We start from the raw sequence: 16988 nt of genomic DNA on the forward strand, positions 1-16988 counted from the left end.
TCAGGATTTAGGGCCGGGATGTGAGAGATGGTTTGTCCGGCGTGGTGGCAAACTATGCCTATGCGGAACCTCATCTGGGTGGCGTTCACGGAGCCCGTCTCGCCGGGGCTGGTGTTTCCGCGCAGCGACTGGCCGCTTCATATCACGCTGTTAAGGTTCGACGTCGGCGCTGACGTGAGTGCCGACGTCGCCGATGTCCTCGCGGCCTTGGCCGAAGCGCCCGTCAAGGGTGCGCTAGGCACCCGGCTGAGAGTGGGCGAAGAGGCGGGTTTCGGGCATATGGGGTCCATCCCGGTGAGCCTGATCGAGCACAATCCGCTGCTTCAGGGCCTTCATGAGGAGATCGTCGACGCAGCAAACACCGTAGGCGGGCGCATTGCCACTCCCAACTACGTCTTGGAACGGTATCGGCCGCACATCTCGCACCACGATGGCAAGCGCCCCAAGTCCGGAGACGTCGTCGTGCTTGACCAGGTAGCGCTGGTGGACATGGCGCCGGAAGGTGACCACACCATCCGCCGAATCCTCAGGCTCTGGACGCAGGACGCGGAGAGCCGCTGAGGACACAGAAACGGGCTGGGGCCGCCCATATCACGGCGGCCTCAGCCCGTTTCAGTGTCGCTAGCGGATATGCGTGTCGTCAGCGGAAGAAGCCGCGGCCATGGCGGCGCGAATTTGCCCCTACGCGATAACCCCGTCCACCAGCGCCTTTGCCTCTTGCTGAACCTGCGCGAGGTGGTCGGCGCCCTTGAAGGACTCTGCGTAGATCTTGTACACGTCTTCGGTGCCGGAGGGACGGGCCGCGAACCAGGCGTTCTCGGTGACCACTTTGAGGCCGCCGATCGAGGCGCCGTTGCCGGGAGCCTCGGTGAGCTTGGCCGTAATCTCTTCGCCGGCAAGGGAAGTAGCGGTGACATCGGCTGCAGAGAGCTTGCCCAGCTTGGACTTCTGCTCGCGAGTGGCGGCAGCGTCGATGCGGGCGTAAACGGGTGCGCCGAACTGGTCGGTGAGTCCCTTGTACAGCTGCGACGGAGACTGACCCGTAACGGCCGTGATCTCGGACGCCAGCAGCGCCAGCAGGATGCCGTCCTTGTCCGTGGTCCACACGCTGCCATCGAGCTTGTTGAAAGACGCGCCGGCTGACTCTTCGCCACCGAAGGCACCCTCGCCGGACAGAAGGCCCGGAACAAACCACTTGAAGCCCACGGGAACCTCGACCAGCTTGCGGCCGAGACCGGCGGCAACACGGTCAATAATCGACGACGACACCAGAGTCTTGCCCACCACGGACTCCGGGTTCCAGCCACTGCGGTTCCGGTACAGATAATCAATGGCGACGGCGAGGTAGTGGTTCGGGTTCATCAGCCCACCCACCCCATCAACAAGAGGTGTGACGATGCCGTGGCGGTCGGCGTCGGCGTCGTTCCCCGTGGCGACGTCATAAGCGGCGGTGCCATCGGCGCCCGCGGCCATCCGTTTAATGAGGGACGCCATGGCCGACGGCGACGAGCAGTCCATGCGGATCTTCTCGTCCCAGTCGAGGGTCATGAAAGCCCACTGCGGATCAACTGTGGGGTTCACAACCGTGAGGTTGAGCTGGTGGCGCTCACCGATCTCGCCCCAGTAGTCAACGGAGGCGCCGCCCATGGGATCAGCGCCAATGCGCACCCCGGCGTTGCGGATCGCGTCCAGGTTCAGCACGGACGGTAGGTCATCCACGTAGCTGGAAAGGAAGTCGAACTTGCCGGTGGTGTCAGCGGCCAGGGCATCGTTCAGCGGCATCCGCTTGACGCCGCGGAGGCCGTTCTCGAGGAGCTGGTTGGCGCGGTCGGCGATCCATCCCGTGGCGTCGGTATCGGCGGGACCACCGTGGGGCGGGTTGTACTTGAAGCCGCCGTCGCCGGGCGGGTTGTGGCTGGGGGTGACCACGATGCCGTCAGCCTGGGGTGTACCCGGCGCGGCTTCGCGGTTGTATTTGAGGATCGCGTGGCTCAGCGCCGGCGTCGGGGTGTAACCGTGGCGGGCGTCCACCAGGACGGTCACGCCATTGGCAGCCAGTACCTCCAGCGCGGAGTTCTGTGCAGGCTCGCTGAGGGCGTGGGTATCGCGGCCGATGAACAGCGGCCCTGTGATGCCCTGACGGCCACGGTATTCAACGATTGCCTGCGTGATCGCGAGGATATGCGGCTCGTTGAAGGATGCCTTCAAACTGGATCCGCGGTGCCCGGACGTTCCAAACGCCACGCGCTGCGCAGGGTCGCCCAAATCCGGAGTTACGTCGAAATACGCGTCCAGCAGGGCTGTGATGTCAACAAGGTCCTGGGGAAGGGCAACTGTGCCCGCTCGGCTAGCCATGGGGTCCAGCATGCCAGAACTGGGGCCCGCTGACACGAAATGTCCGGGATCCGGCCCCTGTGACGCTGAATGGCGCCGCTACTGCGCCCGTGCCATGGGCGAGGCGGCAAAGATTCACTTCGCGTTCACGGGCGGCTGCTAGCCAAAAAAAGATCGCCCCGCCCCGGTCCCGAAGCCCGAAAAGGAGCCAACGAACCGGGCGAAGCGACAATGGATAACGCTAGACGGCGGTGTAGCCGCCATCGACGAGTACGTACGAGCCGGTCATGAAGCTGGCCTTATCGGAGAGGAGGAACGTGGTGACGTTCGCGATCTCCTCAGCTTGCCCCAGACGGCCCAGCGGGTGCTTTGCTTCGAGCCCGCTGACAACTTCCTTCGGTGCGGCAGCCAACAAGGGAGTATCGATGTAGCCGGGGCCGATTGCATTGACGCGAAGTCCCTGGGCTCCGTATTCCGCCGCAGCATTCTTGGTCATGCCCACCACGCCGTGCTTGGCCGCGGTGTATGCCGCATTGCCGGGAGCTGCGACAGCGCCGTGGATCGATGCCATGTTCACGATGGCGCCCTCGGACGCGCCTGCGGCAAGGATGGCCGGGACTTGGTAGCGCATTCCGTAGAGGACGCCGCTCAAGTTGATGGCGATGACCCGGTCCCAGTCCTCGATGTCGATTTCTCCGACAGGAGCGCTGGCCCCGCCGATACCGGCATTGTTGACGGCGTAATTAAGCGCCCCGTAGCTCTCCACGGCGAAGTCGACTGCTTTCTTGCTGTCCTCGGCCACAGCAGTGTTGCCTTGGAACGGGACTGCCTTGCCGCCGTCGGCCGTAATCTGTTCGGCCACGCGCGTGGCAGCTTCGAGGTTAACGTCCACTACTACAACGTTGACGCCGTTCTTTGCGAGGTCCTTGCTGATCGCTTCCCCGAGGCCGGAGCCTCCGCCGGTGACGAGCGCGGTTTTGCCTTCGAAGTTACCCATGATTCCTCCTTCGCGGGACAGCTCCCGCAGATTCGTAAGTGAGCGCCGCTTGAGCGCTACTTATGAAAACCGAGTCCGACTCGGAAATATTCCATGCGTATGCATCAATATGATGTTCCTCGCATTTGTTCGGGACATGTACACGGAACCCGCGTTACCTTATGTGGTGCCCCCGGCGGCGGTAGTGTTGGGATCAAAGACCAAATCCAGGGGGATTCCTATGTCAGACCAGCCATCCAAGGGCAACGAGGACAAGCCGGCGGGCTACGAACCGCCGCAGTACGTTCCGCCCGCACAGTTCAGCGCGCCCGAGTCGGGCACGCCGGCAGAAAACTCGCCAGGTCATGGTGCGTCAGCCGAGAGTGCACCTGAGCACGGCGCCAACGCGACCCAGCCGCTCCCGCCCTACGAGCAGAGCGCACACGGGCAGAACCCGTACACGCAGGACGCCCAGGGGCAGAACGACTTCTACACGCAGCCGCAGCCGCCCGCCAGCGCATACACGCCGGGTGACTACAGCCAGCAGCCGCCGTCGCCTTATGGTCAGCCGCCGAGCCCGTACCAGCAGCAGGCGTTCAATCAGCAGCCTTATGGCCAGCAGCCCTACGGCCAGCCGCAGTCGCCGTACGGCCAGCCGGCGTACTACGCCATGCAAGCTGAGCCCAAGGGCCTGAGCATCGCCAGCATGTGCTGTGGCATCGCAATCTACGTTGGCTTCGGGTTCTTCATCCTGCCGCAGATCGCAGCCGTGATCCTGGGCCACCTCGCCTTGAAGCGCGAGCCCGCGGGCAAGGGCATGGCAATCGCCGGCCTCGTGATGGGCTACATCGGCGTGGCGTTGACGCTGATCTTCGGCATCATCTTCTTCATCGCCATCGGCGCCTCGAGCAGCAGCTATAACAACAACTTCTAAACCGCGTACGACGGCGACCCTTGCGTCAGGTGGGAATACCACCTAACGCAAGGGTCGCCGTCGTTGAGGTCCAGCCGGGCCACCCAAATTCGTGGGCGATACAGAAACGGACCAGCGCCACCTTGATATAGGTGGCGCTGGTCCGTTTGCGTGTGGTCAGCCGATGTGCGCGGCGTCGGGGGAGTGTCCGGAGGAGCCGGGAGCTACCGCACGCCGCCCATCAGCTTCTTGATCGCGGGCGATGCCGCAGCCAGGCCAACGGCCAGTACCACTGCCACGCCTCCGATGCCCAGGAAGTACGGGAGCTCATCCTCGGGGTTGTAGAGGCCCGCGAGGATGCCGGCCAGCGTGGTGCCGAGCGAGACTGACAGGAAGAACAGCGCCACCATCTGGGTGTGGAATGCCTGCGGGGCGAGCTTGGTGCTCACAGACAGGCCGATGGGGGAGAGGAACAGTTCCGCCAGGGTGAACATGAACAGGATGCCCACAAGAGCCAGCAGGGGAGTCTTGCCCTCGCCGGCCAGCGGGATGAATGCCAGGAATGCCAGGCCCATGATGAAAAGGCCCGCGGAGAACTTCAGTGGCGAACTCGGCTGCTTGGAGCCCAACTTGGTCCAGAGGGCAGCCATAACGCCGGCGAAGATGATGATGAATACCGGGTTGATGGACTGGACCCAGGCGGCCGGCATTTCCCAGCCAAACAAGTTGCGGTCCAGTTTCTCCTGCGAGTACACAGCAATGAACGTGAACTGCTGCTGGAACAGCGCCCAGAACCCGGCAGATGCGATGAACAGAGGGATGAACGCGATCACGCGCTTGCGCTCCACGGCGGTGACCAGCGGGCTGCGGAAGATCAGGAACAGGTAGATCACAGCGGCGCCGATTGCGGCGTAGGCCATGCTCCGGGCCAGGTTGTTGGCGTTGACAATCCCTGTGCCGAGCAAGACCCCAATGACGATCAGGATGGCCAGGAAGATCAGGCCATACTTTGTGCGATCCTTCGCGGGAAGGGGGTTGGGAACGCGGTGGGCTTCCTCCGGAAGGCGTTTGCGGCCCAGGGAGTAGATGACCAGGCCGATCGCCATGCCCACGGCTGCGGCACCAAAGCCGACGTGGAAGCCGTAGCTTGTCTGCAGCCAACCGGTGACCAGCGGGCCAATGAGGCCGCCGATGTTGATGCCCATGTAGAAGATGGAGAAGCCGGCGTCGCGGCGCTCGTCCTTCTCGCCGTACAGGCTGCCGACCAGCGCCGTGGCGTTGGCTTTCAGGCCACCCGAGCCGATGCCAACCAGCACCAAACCTGCGATCAGGCCCGGAATGCCCGGCAGGAGTGCCAGCGCGACATGGCCGGCCATGATCATGATGGCCGAGCCGAACAGGACCTTTTCGGAGCCGAAGAGACGGTCGGCGAGCCATGCACCGAGGATCGTCGACAGGTAAACGCCACCACCGTACGCGCCCACCAGGCCAGCGGCGAGCCCCTGGTCAATGGAAAGACCGCCCTGCTCGGCGGTGAAGTACATGTAGTAGAGCAGGATTCCCTGCATGCCGTAGAAGGAGAATCGCTCCCACATTTCCACGGAGAAGAGGCTGGCCAACATCTTTGGGTGGCCGAAGAATGACGTATCGCCCGCTGGCTTTGCGGACTCAGCCGTGGTTTGAGGTGTGCTCATTTTCTCAATGCTGGCACTGACTGCGGGCATTGTCACATCGATGAATGCCCGGGGCAACCACTTTCCATATGCTAGACGTGACCGCCAGTGGGTCTCAGCGGGTCTCGAGGACGGCCGCGAGCTGGAGGAGCAGCAGTTCAGACCCGGACCGGCCAATCAGCTGAATCCCCATCGGCAGGCCACTCGGCGTGGTGTGCACCGGAATGGTGATTGCCGGGAGTCCGCACACGTTTACCATGGAGGACCATGGCGCGTACTGGCACTGCCTTTTGTAGTCCTCATCAGCGTCGCCGGCCCACTCGCTCGGCCACGGCTCACCGCTGTGTCCGCCGCCTGTGAACCATCCAACCGGCCTCGGTGTCTGCGCAAGGGTCGGCATGAGAATCACGTCCCACGCGGCATACTGAGTGACGGTATCGTGCTCGAACTGCCGCAGGAAACTCAGGGCTTCGTTGACCTTCAACGCGCTCCGCTGTTGCGCCCGACGCCGGAATGTCCGGGTCAGCGGGGTCAGCAGCGCCTCGCGCTGGGGCGCTATCCGGGCACTCCCGACGCCGGCAGTCCAAGCTGTTGTGAACGCCTCGGGATAGCGGTTGTCATAGCGGATTTCAGCTTCGGTGATGTTATGCCCGGCCTTCTCCAGCAGCTTGGTTCCGAGCTCCAGGGCGTCCATCGCTTCCGGCTCGATCTCGAACGGGTACACGCCGGCCCACGGGCTGTCCAGGCTCACGCCGATTCTCAGGGGCTCCTGCGCCCGCCCCACATTGGCGAGGTAACCGCCGTCGGGCGCATCACTCCGCGGAACCAGCGCGTCCATCAGCAGTGCCGCATCCGCAGCGGTCCGTGCCAGGGGTCCGGCAACCACCAACTTGGCTGCATCCCCCGCGCTCGCACCCGACGGCACCACGCCCCGCCCCGGTTTCAAGCCGACCAGTCCGCAGGCACCGGCCGGTATCCGGATGGACCCGCCGCCGTCGGTCCCTGGTGCAAACGGAACAAGCCCCGCTGCCACGGCTGCCGCGCTGCCGCCCGACGAGCCGCCGGAGCTTCGCCCCAAGGCGTGCGGATTGCGCGACGGCGGTGCGACGCGGTTTTCGCTGTAGGCCGTAAGTCCGAATTCCGGAACCTGTGTCTTGCCAAGTGAGATGACACCCTGGGCCTTCAAGGTTGCGGCGAGGGCTCCGTCCTCCGGGGCGGGCTTGTGCTCGAGGGCAGCGCTGCCGTGCGTTGTGGGCACGCCAGCCACATCGGTGAGGTCCTTGAACGCGGTGGGAACGCCGTGAAGGAGGGCGAGATCGTCTTGTCGGTGCTCGCGGATCAGTCTGGCGTGCAGCCGATCCGCGGTCGTGGCATCCTTGACGGCCTGTTCTGCCGTGACGGTGACGAAGGCGCCCAGTTGCCTGTTCCGCGATTCGATCGCAGACAGGAAATGCGCGGTGGCCTCACGCGCGGAGAGTTCGCCCGATGCCAGGGCATCGCGGAGCTCAACAGCTGTCATTCGCGAAATGTCATGCAGGTAAGGATCAACCAAGGAAACGCGACTCCAACCGTTCCTCCACAGCAACAGCGTCCACGCTCTCGCCGGCACCTGCGGTTACCCGGAAGGCTGCCTTGTTCTTCACTTCGGACACCACCTCCACAAGTTCCGTGCCCCGATAAACCAGCCCCACGCCGTCGTCCGTGCAGTGCGTCTCACCGAGTGTGCCGCTGGCCACCAGCTTGTGGATTGCCGGCGCCCGCCGCACTTCAGAGTCGTAGTGGACGCCGTTTCCGTAAGGGAGGAAGCCCAGCGCGTTGGTGACGGGCTGCAGCTCAGGGCCAAAGGAGTCGGTCACGCCACCCTGGTACCAACAGATGGAGCCCGCTGAGACGCCTGCCAGCACCACCCCGCTTTCCCAAGCCTTCCGCAGGATCCCGTCCAGTCCGTGGGCCCGCCATACGGCCAGCAGGTTCACCACCGAACCGCCGTTCACCCAGACCACATCCTGCTCCAGGAGGTGCGCTTCCGGGTCCTCGATGTTGGGCATGGTGAAGAGGTTGAGGTGGCTGAAGTCGAACCCCGCGATGCGTGCTGCCTGATCCATTTCCGCAGCCCACCAGCGTTGATCACCGGACGCCGTGCCGATGTGTGTCACGCGTGGGGCGCGGCCGGTCACACCGGACAACTCCACGGCGTAGTGCATCAGATGGTTGAACTCGAGCCTGGTGCGATCGCCCGGCTTGTAACCGCCGGATGTCGCCAGAATGGTCGGTTGCCCAGTAGCCATGGGGTACTCCTAACGGGCCGAGGGTCGGGGAGCGCTTCCGTCCCAGTCTTAACGTCCGGCCGTCGGGAAGCAAGGGCGGTCCGCTCTTCGAGTTACGGTGGCACGCCTCGGGGACTAGGCTGGATGCTGGACTTAATCGATGGGAAGGGAACGCCATGAGCGACTTCGATACCGTGCCTGTGGGCGACATTCCGGCCAACGCCAGCATCCTGGACGTGCGCGAGGACTACGAGTGGGTGGCCGGGCATGCAGAAGGTGCACGACACATTCCCATGGACCAGCTTCCGGCACGCCTGGACGAACTCGATCCGGACGACGACCTGTTCGTCATCTGCCGCACCGGTGGCCGCTCCTTCCGCGCCGTGCAGTGGCTCGTGGGGCAGGGCTACTCTGCTGTGAACGTGGCCGGTGGCATGGATATGTGGTTTGAGGCCGGGAAGCCGATGGTTTCGGATAATGGCCTGAAGCCGGTTGTTCTCTAACCCGGTTATATAACCAGCGAGGAATATTTGATGTCAGCGGTTACCTATACATTCCTCGGTCCTGAGGGCACCTTCACCGAGGCTGCGCTCCTGCAGGTACCCGGCGCTGCTGACGCCACTCGAATTCCATGCACCAACGTCAACACGGCCCTGGATCGGGTTCGCGCAGGCGAAGCTGACGCAGCCATGGTCCCCATCGAAAACTCGGTGGAGGGTGGCGTCACAGCCACGTTGGACGCGATTGCCACGGGCGAAGAGCTCCGGATCATCCGCGAGGCCCTTGTCCCTATCACCTTCGTGCTCGTGGCGCGGCCCGGCGTCGAGGTTTCCGATATCAAGCGGATCTCGACGCACGGCCATGCCTGGGCGCAGTGCCGTCTGTGGGTGGATGAGCACCTCCCGAACGCCGATTACGTTCCGGGATCGTCGACGGCGGCCGCCGCCATGGGACTGCTGGAGGACGACACTCCGTACGAAGCCGCAATTTGTGGTCCGTTGGTTGCAGCCGAGCAACCCGGCCTGAATGTTCTGGCCGAGGACATCGGCGACAACCCCGAGGCGGTGACGCGGTTCATTTTGGTGAGCAAGCCAGGTCTTCTTCCGGACCGCACAGGCGCGGACAAAACCACTGTTGTGGTGCCGTTGCCTGAGGATCACCCCGGCGCGCTCATGGAGATCCTGGATCAGTTCGCCTCCCGCGGGGTGAACCTGAGCCGCATCGAATCGCGACCCACGGGACAGTATTTGGGTCATTACTTCTTTAGCATCGACGCCGACGGTCACGCCGCCGATTCGCGGGTTGCCGACGCTCTAGCAGGCCTCCACCGGATCAGTCCGGCAACCCGGTTCCTTGGATCCTACGCGCGTGCCGACAAGCAGCCGGCCACGGTTGCCCCGCACACGTCCGACGCTGCCTTTGCCTCGGCGCACGCCTGGGTTGAATCGATCCTAAAGGGTTCCTAGGCGCTATCCACAGCCGGGACGTTGGCCCCTTTCGTAAGGATGCTTCTGTGCGTATGCTTGCCTGATCCATAAACGATGGATGAATGTACCAACGAAAGGAGCGGTCATGTCTGTCCACCGGGATGACAAAGACGGCCAAGGCATGATCGTCAATCCGAAGCCCACAGGCGAGAACCAGGACGACTGGAATGGCGATGAAGCCGATCGTGCAGACCGGCTCCGCTTTGAAGAAGAACAAGCAATGATCAAGGAGCAAGCCGAGGCCCGCGCCGCTGCCAAGGCTGCAACCGAGGAAGCCGACAAGAACGCCGCCCAGCCGGACGTCGGCGCAGTCTAGTCCGTCATTGCCTTCGGTACGCGGACCAGGAGGGACCCTGGCTCCACTTGCACGGTGACCGTTGTCGCCTCACCTGAGGGATCGCCGTCGAGCTGGGTAGCCATGGGTTCCTGGCTGCGGATGACGACTTTCCCGGAGCGGTAGAAGCTCATCATGGGCAGGTTGGCCTTGTGCTTGAAGAGGACTTTTGTGTACATGGCGAGCCAGCCGAAGGCGCTACGCGGGCTCATCACCACAATGTCCAGCATTCCGTCGTCGATCATGGCTTGGGGGATGAAGTCGATCCCACCGGGAATCAAGCCACAGTTGGCGAACAGTACGCTGCGGATCTTCCGTGCCTGCTCGGGCTGATCATCCATGGTGATAGTGACGCGTTTGCGGCGGCCAGGAAGATGGCGGACGCCTGCCTCCGTGTAGGCGAGCCAGCCGACGCTCTTTTTGAGATCTTCCTTGGTGTCGCCAACAACCTCGGCGTCCAAGCCCATGCCGGCGATGACCAGGAAGGTGTGCTGGGCGGACTCGCCGGTGATGTCGTTGTCTATGCCCATGGTGGCCGTATCGATGAAGCGCTGATGTCCGAACAACGCGATCTGTATGCAGTCGGCGATGTCCGTGACGTCCAGGTCCACGTTGCGCGCCAACAGATTTCCGGTGCCCAGCGGAATGAGGCCCATGGCCACGTTCTTGTGGGCCAGCGACTCGGCCACCACGCGCACGGTACCGTCACCGCCGCACGCAAGAACGACGTCGGCTCCGTAAGCCAGCGCCTGGCGCGACTGACCGTATCCGGGGTCGTCCACGGTGGTTTCAAAAAACTTTGGCGCGTCCCATCCGGCTAGATCACAAGCGTCAATGATGGCTTGCCGGGCCACCTCCGCGTTGTTTTTCACGGGATTGAGGATGACCGCGACGCGCTGGTCCCCCGGGCCGGGCTTGTGGGAGTCCTCCCGAACCGCGCTCCTGATGTGCCGGGCTCTCAATCGGCGCACACCCCACCAGCTGGAGACGGCAAACGCCACGCCCCCAGCGAGAATCAGGTACAGGATCCAGTCGCTCATGGTGCTCCAACACTATCCTCCTGGGCAGTGCCCTCTTGGCCGCGCCGTCGGGGCTGGCGACCTTTGCCCGCTGCGGGCCGGAAATCCGTGGCTGATTCGATACTCTTGTCTGGTGATCGACGTAAAAGACCTCAGCGAAAATCCGGACAAGTTCCGTGCCAGCCAGCGCGCCCGTGGCGCCGACGAGTCCGTTGTGGACGCGATCATCTCCGCTGATTCCGATCGCCGCGCTGCCCTGATCCGCCACGAAACCCTCCGCGCCGAGCAGAACGCTTTCGGCAAGAAGGTGGCGCAGGCCAAGGGCGAGGAAAAGCAGGCATTGCTGGCCGAGGTCAAGGAACTGGCCAACTCCGTGAAGGCCGCTTCCGCAGAGGCCTCTGCCGCCCAGGCCAAGCAGGAAGAGCTGCTCCGCGTCATCCCCAACCTCATTGTGGACGGTGTCCCCGAGGGCGGCGAGGATGACTACGTTGTGGTCAAAACCGTTGGTACTCCGCGCGAATTCACGGACTTCGAACCGAAAGACCACCTGGAAATCGGTGAACTGATCGGCGCGATCGACATGGAACGTGGAGCCAAGGTGTCCGGCTCACGCTTCTACTTCCTCCGCGGTGTGGGCGCCCGGCTGGAAATGGCACTCCTGCAGATGGCCATGGAGCAGGCCATCGATGCCGGCTTCGTTCCCATGATCACCCCCACTTTGGTGCGTCCCGAGACCATGCAGGGCACCGGTTTTGATGTAAAGCACGACGCCGAGATCTACCGTCTCGCTGAAGACGACCTTTACCTTGTGGGGACTTCGGAGGTGGCCCTCGCCGGCTACCACGCAGACGAGATCCTGGACCTCTCCGCCGGCCCCATCCGCTACGCGGGGCAGAGCTCCTGCTACCGCCGTGAGGCCGGTTCCCACGGCAAGGACACCCGTGGCATCATCCGCGTGCACCAGTTCAACAAGGTGGAGATGTTCATCTACACCACGGTTGAGGAAGCAGCTGCCGAACATGAGCGCCTGCTCGCATGGGAAGAGGAAATGCTGGCCAAATGCGAGCTTCCCTACCGTGTCATTGACACTGCCGCAGGCGACCTGGGCATGTCCGCGGCCCGCAAGTTCGACTGTGAAGCCTGGGTTCCCACCCAAAACGCTTACCGCGAGCTCACCTCAACGTCCAACTGCACCACTTTCCAGGCGCGCCGCCTCAACATCCGTGAACGCGTGGTCAATGACGAAGGTGTCGCCAAGGGAACCCGTGCCGTAGCAACACTGAACGGCACGCTGGCCACTACACGCTGGATCGTTGCCATCCTGGAACACCACCAGAACCCGGACGGCTCCGTCAACGTCCCCAAGGCACTGCAGAAGTACCTTGGTGGGCTTGAGGTTCTGCCGGTTCTCTAGTCTCCGCCGATCCCGCTCTTGTTCGCTCCACTCACCGTTGTACGGCTCGAGTGGCGGACAAGGGCGGGATTTTTCGTAGGCACCTATCCTCCACAGCCTTGGTTGTGCACATAAGAGTGATCTGCGGCTGAACAATGGCCTGCGGCGGGGCAATGTGGAGTGATGGACATACCACCCGGCCTCATTGAAACCCCCGCCATTCTCCGTTCCGGGGGCCGGACGGATGCAGTTCACAGCAGCTTCATGGCAGGCAAGCTGGTGAGAATTCGTCGCGGCTTCTACGTTGAGACATCCCGGTGGCTCGCGGCTCAGTCGTGGATTCGCTTCGCTTGGACGGTCGCGGCGGCTGCCAGAGCTATTCCAGGCCTTGTCCTTTGCCGGGAAACTGCTGCCTTCGCCATGGGGATACCCATCCTGCGGACACCCTCCTACGTGGAGTGCATTGCTCCGAATCCAAGCCGCTCGGGACGACGCAGGCCCACTTTGTCCATAGTGAGTGCGGGTAATGACAGCCAGCATGTTCTTAGGGATAGGGGCTTCCCACTGCGATACCTCGTCAATCCTGAGGCCTCCCCCGAGAGGTTCGGGGAATTCATGGGGACCGGGCTCTTGAATACTGCCTTGGACGTGGCGTTCTCTTTGTCGCTCAGCCAGTCCTTAGTCGTGGCTGACGGAGTAGCGCGGGCGCTCTGGAAGAAGGGGGCATTGGAGCAGGAGTCGAATCTCCTGGACATGGGCCAGATCGCGGCGGCTGTCCAAGCTCACCCTCATGCTGCCGCCCGACGCCGTGCTGAATTAACGTTCTCGCTTGCATCTCCTTCGGCTGAATCTGCCGGAGAGTCGTTCAGCCGGGCAGCTTTTCAATTTCTCGGCTTCGAACAGCCGGAGCTGCAGCACGATTTCAGCGATATGGGCGGCTTCATTGGCCGAAGTGATTTCTGGTGGCCTGGGAGGGAGGGGCGGAAGGGCGTTGTGGGTGAGTTTGACGGAAAAGCCAAATACATCACTCCGGAACTACGCAACGGCGCCACAGCCGAGGAAGCCGTGTACATCGAGAAGCTGCGGGAAGACCGGATTCGTGCCCTGGGGTTCGGATTCGCACGCTGGGGATGGGCAGACGTTGAGAACCCGGAGAGGCTGCGCCGGAAGCTGATCGGTGCAGGACTGCTCCCGGGCGTCCGCCCACGATTGCTTGTGACGAGTCGTGGATAGCGTTCAAGCCCGCACTCGTTCGCACCGCTCCCCGTTGTACTGCGCGGTGTTCGAACCAGGGTGGAAATCTAGATGGGCTTGTGGGCAACCAGAATCAGTTCACCATGGCCGTTGCCCACTTCTTCGCCGTGCCAGCCGCCGTATACCCGGTCCACAGTGAACCCCGCCGTGTCCAGATCCTGTTGCAGCTGTTCTTCAGTGCGGAATGCGAGGACCGAGGTCTCGGTTTCATGGACGCCGTTAACGACGCGGTGCTCGGTCAAAGAGACTAGCCCGTGGCTTTTTGGAGCACTTTCGGCCCATGTTTCCACGGTGCAGCCATCAGGAAGAGTGTGCCGATGCCGCGTCTCCGCCGGAACCCAGTGCTCCCAGGCCCTCGCCGTCGGGTCGCGGGAATCGAAGACAAATCGACCTCCGGGTACGAGCGCGCGGTAGACGTCGAGAAGCGTTCGGGACCAGTCGCCGTCGTGGCTAATCGCTTGGGCCACGTGCGCCGTCATGATGGCCACTTCAAACATGGCGTCGTTGGGGATCGCCGCCGACGTGCCTTCAATCCACGTGACGGCATGAGCGCCGGGCTTCGTTCGGGCAGCTGCAAGGGAGTCAGGGTTTGGGTCGACGCCAACAACGGCATGACCATTCGCAGCAACCGCCAGGGTCATCCGCCCAGTGCCGCATCCCAGATCCAACACCCGCCCATTCGGCCGCTCATTTACGAAGGCCAGAAAGAAGTCGTCATCCTCGGCCCATCGATTTTCCGCGTCGTACAGTGCCGACAACTGAGCGCCGGTCATTTGTGAGAGCATCCGACTACCCTAGCCCTGCACCACCGAAGCCTGCTCCTGTTCGGCACCCTCGGCGTTGCACGGCGGGGATTTCGAACAAGTGCGGGAAATAGGGACAACGACGAGCAGCAGTATCACTATTCACCGTCCGTTAATCCACAGCTGTGGCGCCCGTCCTAGTTCAGTGTCTGGGGTGTCTGCTCTACTGTATGCATGACTATTTTGACTGATACTCCAGTTGCTGGCATCGATGACCAGCCAAATAACAACAACAAGCTCATGATCGCATTGGACGTCGACGGCACACTCGTGGACCACGACGGCCACATGTCGCCGGCTGTTCGATCCGCTGCGCAAGCCGTGGTGGCAAGCGGCCACGACGTCATGATCGCCACAGGCCGCTCGCTCAATGCCACACTTCCCATCATCCAGCAGATTGGCCTCGAGCGAGGATTCGCCGTGTGCTGCAACGGCGGCGTGACCCTTCGCTTGGATCCGTCGTTGGAGAAGGGCTACGAGATCATTCACAAGGCAACTTTCGATCCCGCTCCAGCCCTGAAGGCCTTGCGGGAACGGCTGCCGAACGCCAAGTACGCGCTGGAGGATGAGGACGGGAACTTCCTCTCCACGGAGCGCTTCCAGGACGCCAGTTTCGGCATGGAGTCCATCGGCGTCGACTTCCAGACCATGTTGGATTCCACTGCGGTCCGCGTAGTGGTCTTCAGCAGCGAGAACACTTCGGACGAGTTCAACGAGGCCATCAAGCACATCGGACTTTCCGGTGTGACGTACTCGGTGGGATGGACTGCTTGGCTGGACATCGCAGCCGAGGGCGTCACCAAGGCAAGTGCCTTGGAGGCCTTGCGCCATAAGCTCGGCACGGACTTGGCCAACACAGTGGCCGTTGGCGATGGACGCAACGATATCGAGATGCTCACTTGGGCTGGCCGCGGCGTTGCCATGGGTCAGGCCCCTGACGAGGTGATCGCCGTTGCGGATGAAGTCACCGCTTCAGTGCTCGACGACGGCGCGGCGCAGGTTTTGCGTAGCCTGCTGTAACTGCCACTCGTCTTAGCCGGGCTCATCGCTGCGGTCGGACCGGCTCTTGTTCGTTACCCTCACCGCTAAGCGCCGGGGGTTTCGAACAAGGGCGGGATCTGTGGCGGTGACCTGCCTAGACTGAGCCTGTGTTCTATCAAGAGTGCCCGCCACCGCCAGGGCTGCAGCCGTTCGTTACCCGGTTGTGGCTGGTCCGTGCTGAGCCGCAGGCAAGATACGAGAAAATTCTTCCCGGGCCCGAAGCGCATTTGATTCTGAATTTGTCCGACCCGTACCGCCTCATCAGCCCGCCGGACCGCGGGGACGGGCCGGACAGTTCCGGCGACCTGAACGGTTCGGGCGAGCAGGAAACCAGCAGGGAGACGGAAGTTTCCACCGGTTTCTATGCCGGTTTGCAGCGCAGCTACCTGATCAGCGAAAACCCGGACCATCTTTTCAACGTCGGTGCCCGACTCACTCCTTACGGCTTGGCGGCGTTCACCAGCCTGCCGCCGTCGGGTTTTCAGAACCGTGTGGTGGACGCCGAAAGTCTCTTACCGGGCTTTTCGGACCTGCGTGAGAGCCTCGCCAACGCGGAACCGGAGCAGGCGTTCGCGGCCCTGACCGCCTTCCTCGAACACCGTCTCAGACCCGATTACGGAGCAGATCCCAGGACACAAAAGGCAACTGAAACCCTTGCGAAAGAGGACGTGGAAATCAGCGTGCTTGCCAGGGATTTGGGGATCAGCACGTCCACGCTGGAACGCATCATGATGCGGGATTGTGGAACCACGGCCAAGGCGTACTCGGACGTGTGCCGCTTCAACAGGATCGTGAAGCAGGCGGCCGCCCTCCCGAAAGGGTCAGTCCCAGGCCGTGAGCTCCTCCACCTGGCAGATTACTATGATCAGCCGCACCTCATCCGGGCGTTCAGGCGGTTCAGCGGATTCACGCCGTCGGAGTACCTGCAGGTGGTGCAGAACTATGGGGCGGAGTACGCCACTTTTGTCCCGCTTGAGGAAGTAATCGGGTAGCGTGCGGGATTTTTACAAGACCGTGGGGGCTGACAGACGTACTGTCCATTCAGGAACTGCCCGCCCTTGAGAGGACACCGATGGACATTCAGATCAATTGGCTCGCCGTGCTTCTGGCCGCGCTCGCCACCTTCGTGGTGGGTGGGCTGTGGTACTCGCTGCTGTTCGCCAAGCCGTGGCAAAAGGCCGCAGGTGTCAGCGATGAGCAACTGAAGTCCGGAACGGCACGGGTGTTCGTGGGCTCGTTCATCCTTGCCTTGGTGATGGCCGTGTTTCTGGCGGCGTTCATTGGCCGCGGTGGTTTCGCATTCGGAACCCTTGCCGGGTTGGCCGCTGGACTGGGATGGGTAGCAACAGCACTGGGCGTTAATTACTTGTTCGAACGCCGCAGCCTGACACTGTTCGCGATTAACGCCAGCTACAACGTAGTCACCTTCACGGCAATGGGCGCAATCATCGGCGCGATGCAGGGCTGACGCCCGGTCAGCCGCCCGCAACAAAA

Annotated in this window: 17 protein-coding genes; 10 read left to right on the top strand and 7 right to left on the bottom strand. The window is 62.8% G+C overall.

What is annotated here, in order from left to right; translation table 11 throughout:
• Positions 1–60 precede the first annotated feature (60 nt).
• Complete coding sequence (locus tag AC6CH8_RS22080) at positions 61–561, top strand: 2'-5' RNA ligase family protein (protein WP_498192372.1); 501 nt, start codon at positions 61–63, stop codon at positions 559–561.
• A 120-nt stretch (positions 562–681) separates the two neighbouring features.
• Here the strand turns inward: AC6CH8_RS22080 and pgm are convergent, their stop codons facing one another.
• Together pgm and AC6CH8_RS22090 are read right to left on the bottom strand one after the other, a co-directional pair.
• Complete coding sequence (gene pgm, locus AC6CH8_RS22085) at positions 682–2355, bottom strand: phosphoglucomutase (alpha-D-glucose-1,6-bisphosphate-dependent) (protein ID WP_420179592.1); 1674 nt, start codon at positions 2353–2355, stop codon at positions 682–684.
• Between the two features lie 220 nt (positions 2356–2575).
• Complete coding sequence (locus tag AC6CH8_RS22090) at positions 2576–3331, bottom strand: SDR family NAD(P)-dependent oxidoreductase (RefSeq protein WP_091464441.1); 756 nt, start codon at positions 3329–3331, stop codon at positions 2576–2578.
• Between the two features lie 220 nt (positions 3332–3551).
• Here AC6CH8_RS22090 and AC6CH8_RS22095 point away from each other — a divergent pair, with 220 nt between their 5' ends.
• The gene (locus AC6CH8_RS22095) at positions 3552–4244 is read left to right on the top strand and encodes a DUF4190 domain-containing protein (RefSeq protein ID WP_364308644.1); all 693 of its coding nucleotides are present in this window, start codon (positions 3552–3554) and stop codon (positions 4242–4244) included.
• A 203-nt stretch (positions 4245–4447) separates the two neighbouring features.
• Here the strand turns inward: AC6CH8_RS22095 and AC6CH8_RS22100 are convergent, their stop codons facing one another.
• The 3 genes from AC6CH8_RS22100 to AC6CH8_RS22110 form a co-directional block, all read right to left on the bottom strand.
• Complete coding sequence (locus AC6CH8_RS22100; protein ID WP_091464444.1) at positions 4448–5947, bottom strand: peptide MFS transporter; 1500 nt, start codon at positions 5945–5947, stop codon at positions 4448–4450.
• A gap of 64 nt (positions 5948–6011) precedes the next feature.
• Positions 6012–7415 (bottom strand): amidase, encoded by a 1404-nt coding sequence (locus tag AC6CH8_RS22105; protein ID WP_498192373.1) that lies wholly within the window; start codon positions 7413–7415, stop codon positions 6012–6014.
• Positions 7416–7440: 25 nt separating this feature from the next.
• Positions 7441–8184, bottom strand: a complete 744-nt coding sequence (locus AC6CH8_RS22110; RefSeq protein WP_420179595.1) for a Type 1 glutamine amidotransferase-like domain-containing protein — start codon at positions 8182–8184, stop codon at positions 7441–7443.
• A gap of 155 nt (positions 8185–8339) precedes the next feature.
• Between AC6CH8_RS22110 and AC6CH8_RS22115 the strand changes: the two genes are divergently transcribed.
• The 3 genes from AC6CH8_RS22115 (at position 8340) to AC6CH8_RS22125 (ending at position 9966) form a co-directional block, all read left to right on the top strand.
• Complete coding sequence (locus AC6CH8_RS22115) at positions 8340–8666, top strand: rhodanese-like domain-containing protein (protein WP_178994762.1); 327 nt, start codon at positions 8340–8342, stop codon at positions 8664–8666.
• A 30-nt stretch (positions 8667–8696) separates the two neighbouring features.
• Positions 8697–9629 carry a prephenate dehydratase gene (pheA, locus tag AC6CH8_RS22120; RefSeq protein WP_498192374.1) on the top strand — a complete coding sequence of 311 codons (933 nt, stop codon included), beginning with the start codon at positions 8697–8699 and terminating at the stop codon, positions 9627–9629.
• Positions 9630–9735: 106 nt separating this feature from the next.
• Positions 9736–9966, top strand: a complete 231-nt coding sequence (locus AC6CH8_RS22125) for a hypothetical protein (protein ID WP_054808662.1) — start codon at positions 9736–9738, stop codon at positions 9964–9966.
• Here the strand turns inward: AC6CH8_RS22125 and AC6CH8_RS22130 are convergent.
• Positions 9963–11024: a diacylglycerol/lipid kinase family protein gene (locus AC6CH8_RS22130; protein ID WP_498192375.1), complete on the bottom strand. Its 1062-nt coding sequence runs from the start codon at positions 11022–11024 to the stop codon at positions 9963–9965. The two genes, AC6CH8_RS22125 and AC6CH8_RS22130, sit on opposite strands and share 4 nt — an antisense overlap.
• A gap of 112 nt (positions 11025–11136) precedes the next feature.
• On the opposite strand from AC6CH8_RS22130, the gene serS reads away from it, so the two are divergent.
• The gene (serS, locus tag AC6CH8_RS22135) at positions 11137–12417 is read left to right on the top strand and encodes a serine--tRNA ligase (RefSeq protein WP_017198243.1); all 1281 of its coding nucleotides are present in this window, start codon (positions 11137–11139) and stop codon (positions 12415–12417) included.
• A gap of 162 nt (positions 12418–12579) precedes the next feature.
• A complete protein-coding gene (locus AC6CH8_RS22140; RefSeq protein WP_498192376.1) occupies positions 12580–13629 on the top strand; it encodes a hypothetical protein in 1050 nt (349 codons plus the stop codon).
• A gap of 68 nt (positions 13630–13697) precedes the next feature.
• On the opposite strand, the gene AC6CH8_RS22145 is transcribed toward AC6CH8_RS22140, so the two are convergent.
• A complete protein-coding gene (locus AC6CH8_RS22145; RefSeq protein ID WP_498192377.1) occupies positions 13698–14435 on the bottom strand; it encodes a class I SAM-dependent methyltransferase in 738 nt (245 codons plus the stop codon).
• Positions 14436–14627: 192 nt separating this feature from the next.
• Between AC6CH8_RS22145 and AC6CH8_RS22150 the strand changes: the two genes are divergently transcribed.
• The 3 genes from AC6CH8_RS22150 to AC6CH8_RS22160 all read left to right on the top strand — a co-directional run bounded on the left by AC6CH8_RS22150 (position 14628) and on the right by AC6CH8_RS22160 (position 16962).
• On the top strand, positions 14628–15473 hold the full coding sequence (locus tag AC6CH8_RS22150) for an HAD family hydrolase (protein ID WP_498192378.1): 846 nt from the start codon (positions 14628–14630) through the stop codon (positions 15471–15473).
• 128 nt (positions 15474–15601) lie between these two features.
• Positions 15602–16486: a helix-turn-helix domain-containing protein gene (locus tag AC6CH8_RS22155; protein WP_498192379.1), complete on the top strand. Its 885-nt coding sequence runs from the start codon at positions 15602–15604 to the stop codon at positions 16484–16486.
• Between the two features lie 80 nt (positions 16487–16566).
• Positions 16567–16962 (top strand): DUF1761 domain-containing protein, encoded by a 396-nt coding sequence (locus AC6CH8_RS22160; RefSeq protein ID WP_091464466.1) that lies wholly within the window; start codon positions 16567–16569, stop codon positions 16960–16962.
• The last annotated feature ends 26 nt before the right edge of the window (positions 16963–16988 follow it).

The sequence above is a fragment of the Paenarthrobacter sp. GQ52 genome (genome assembly GCF_059759005.1).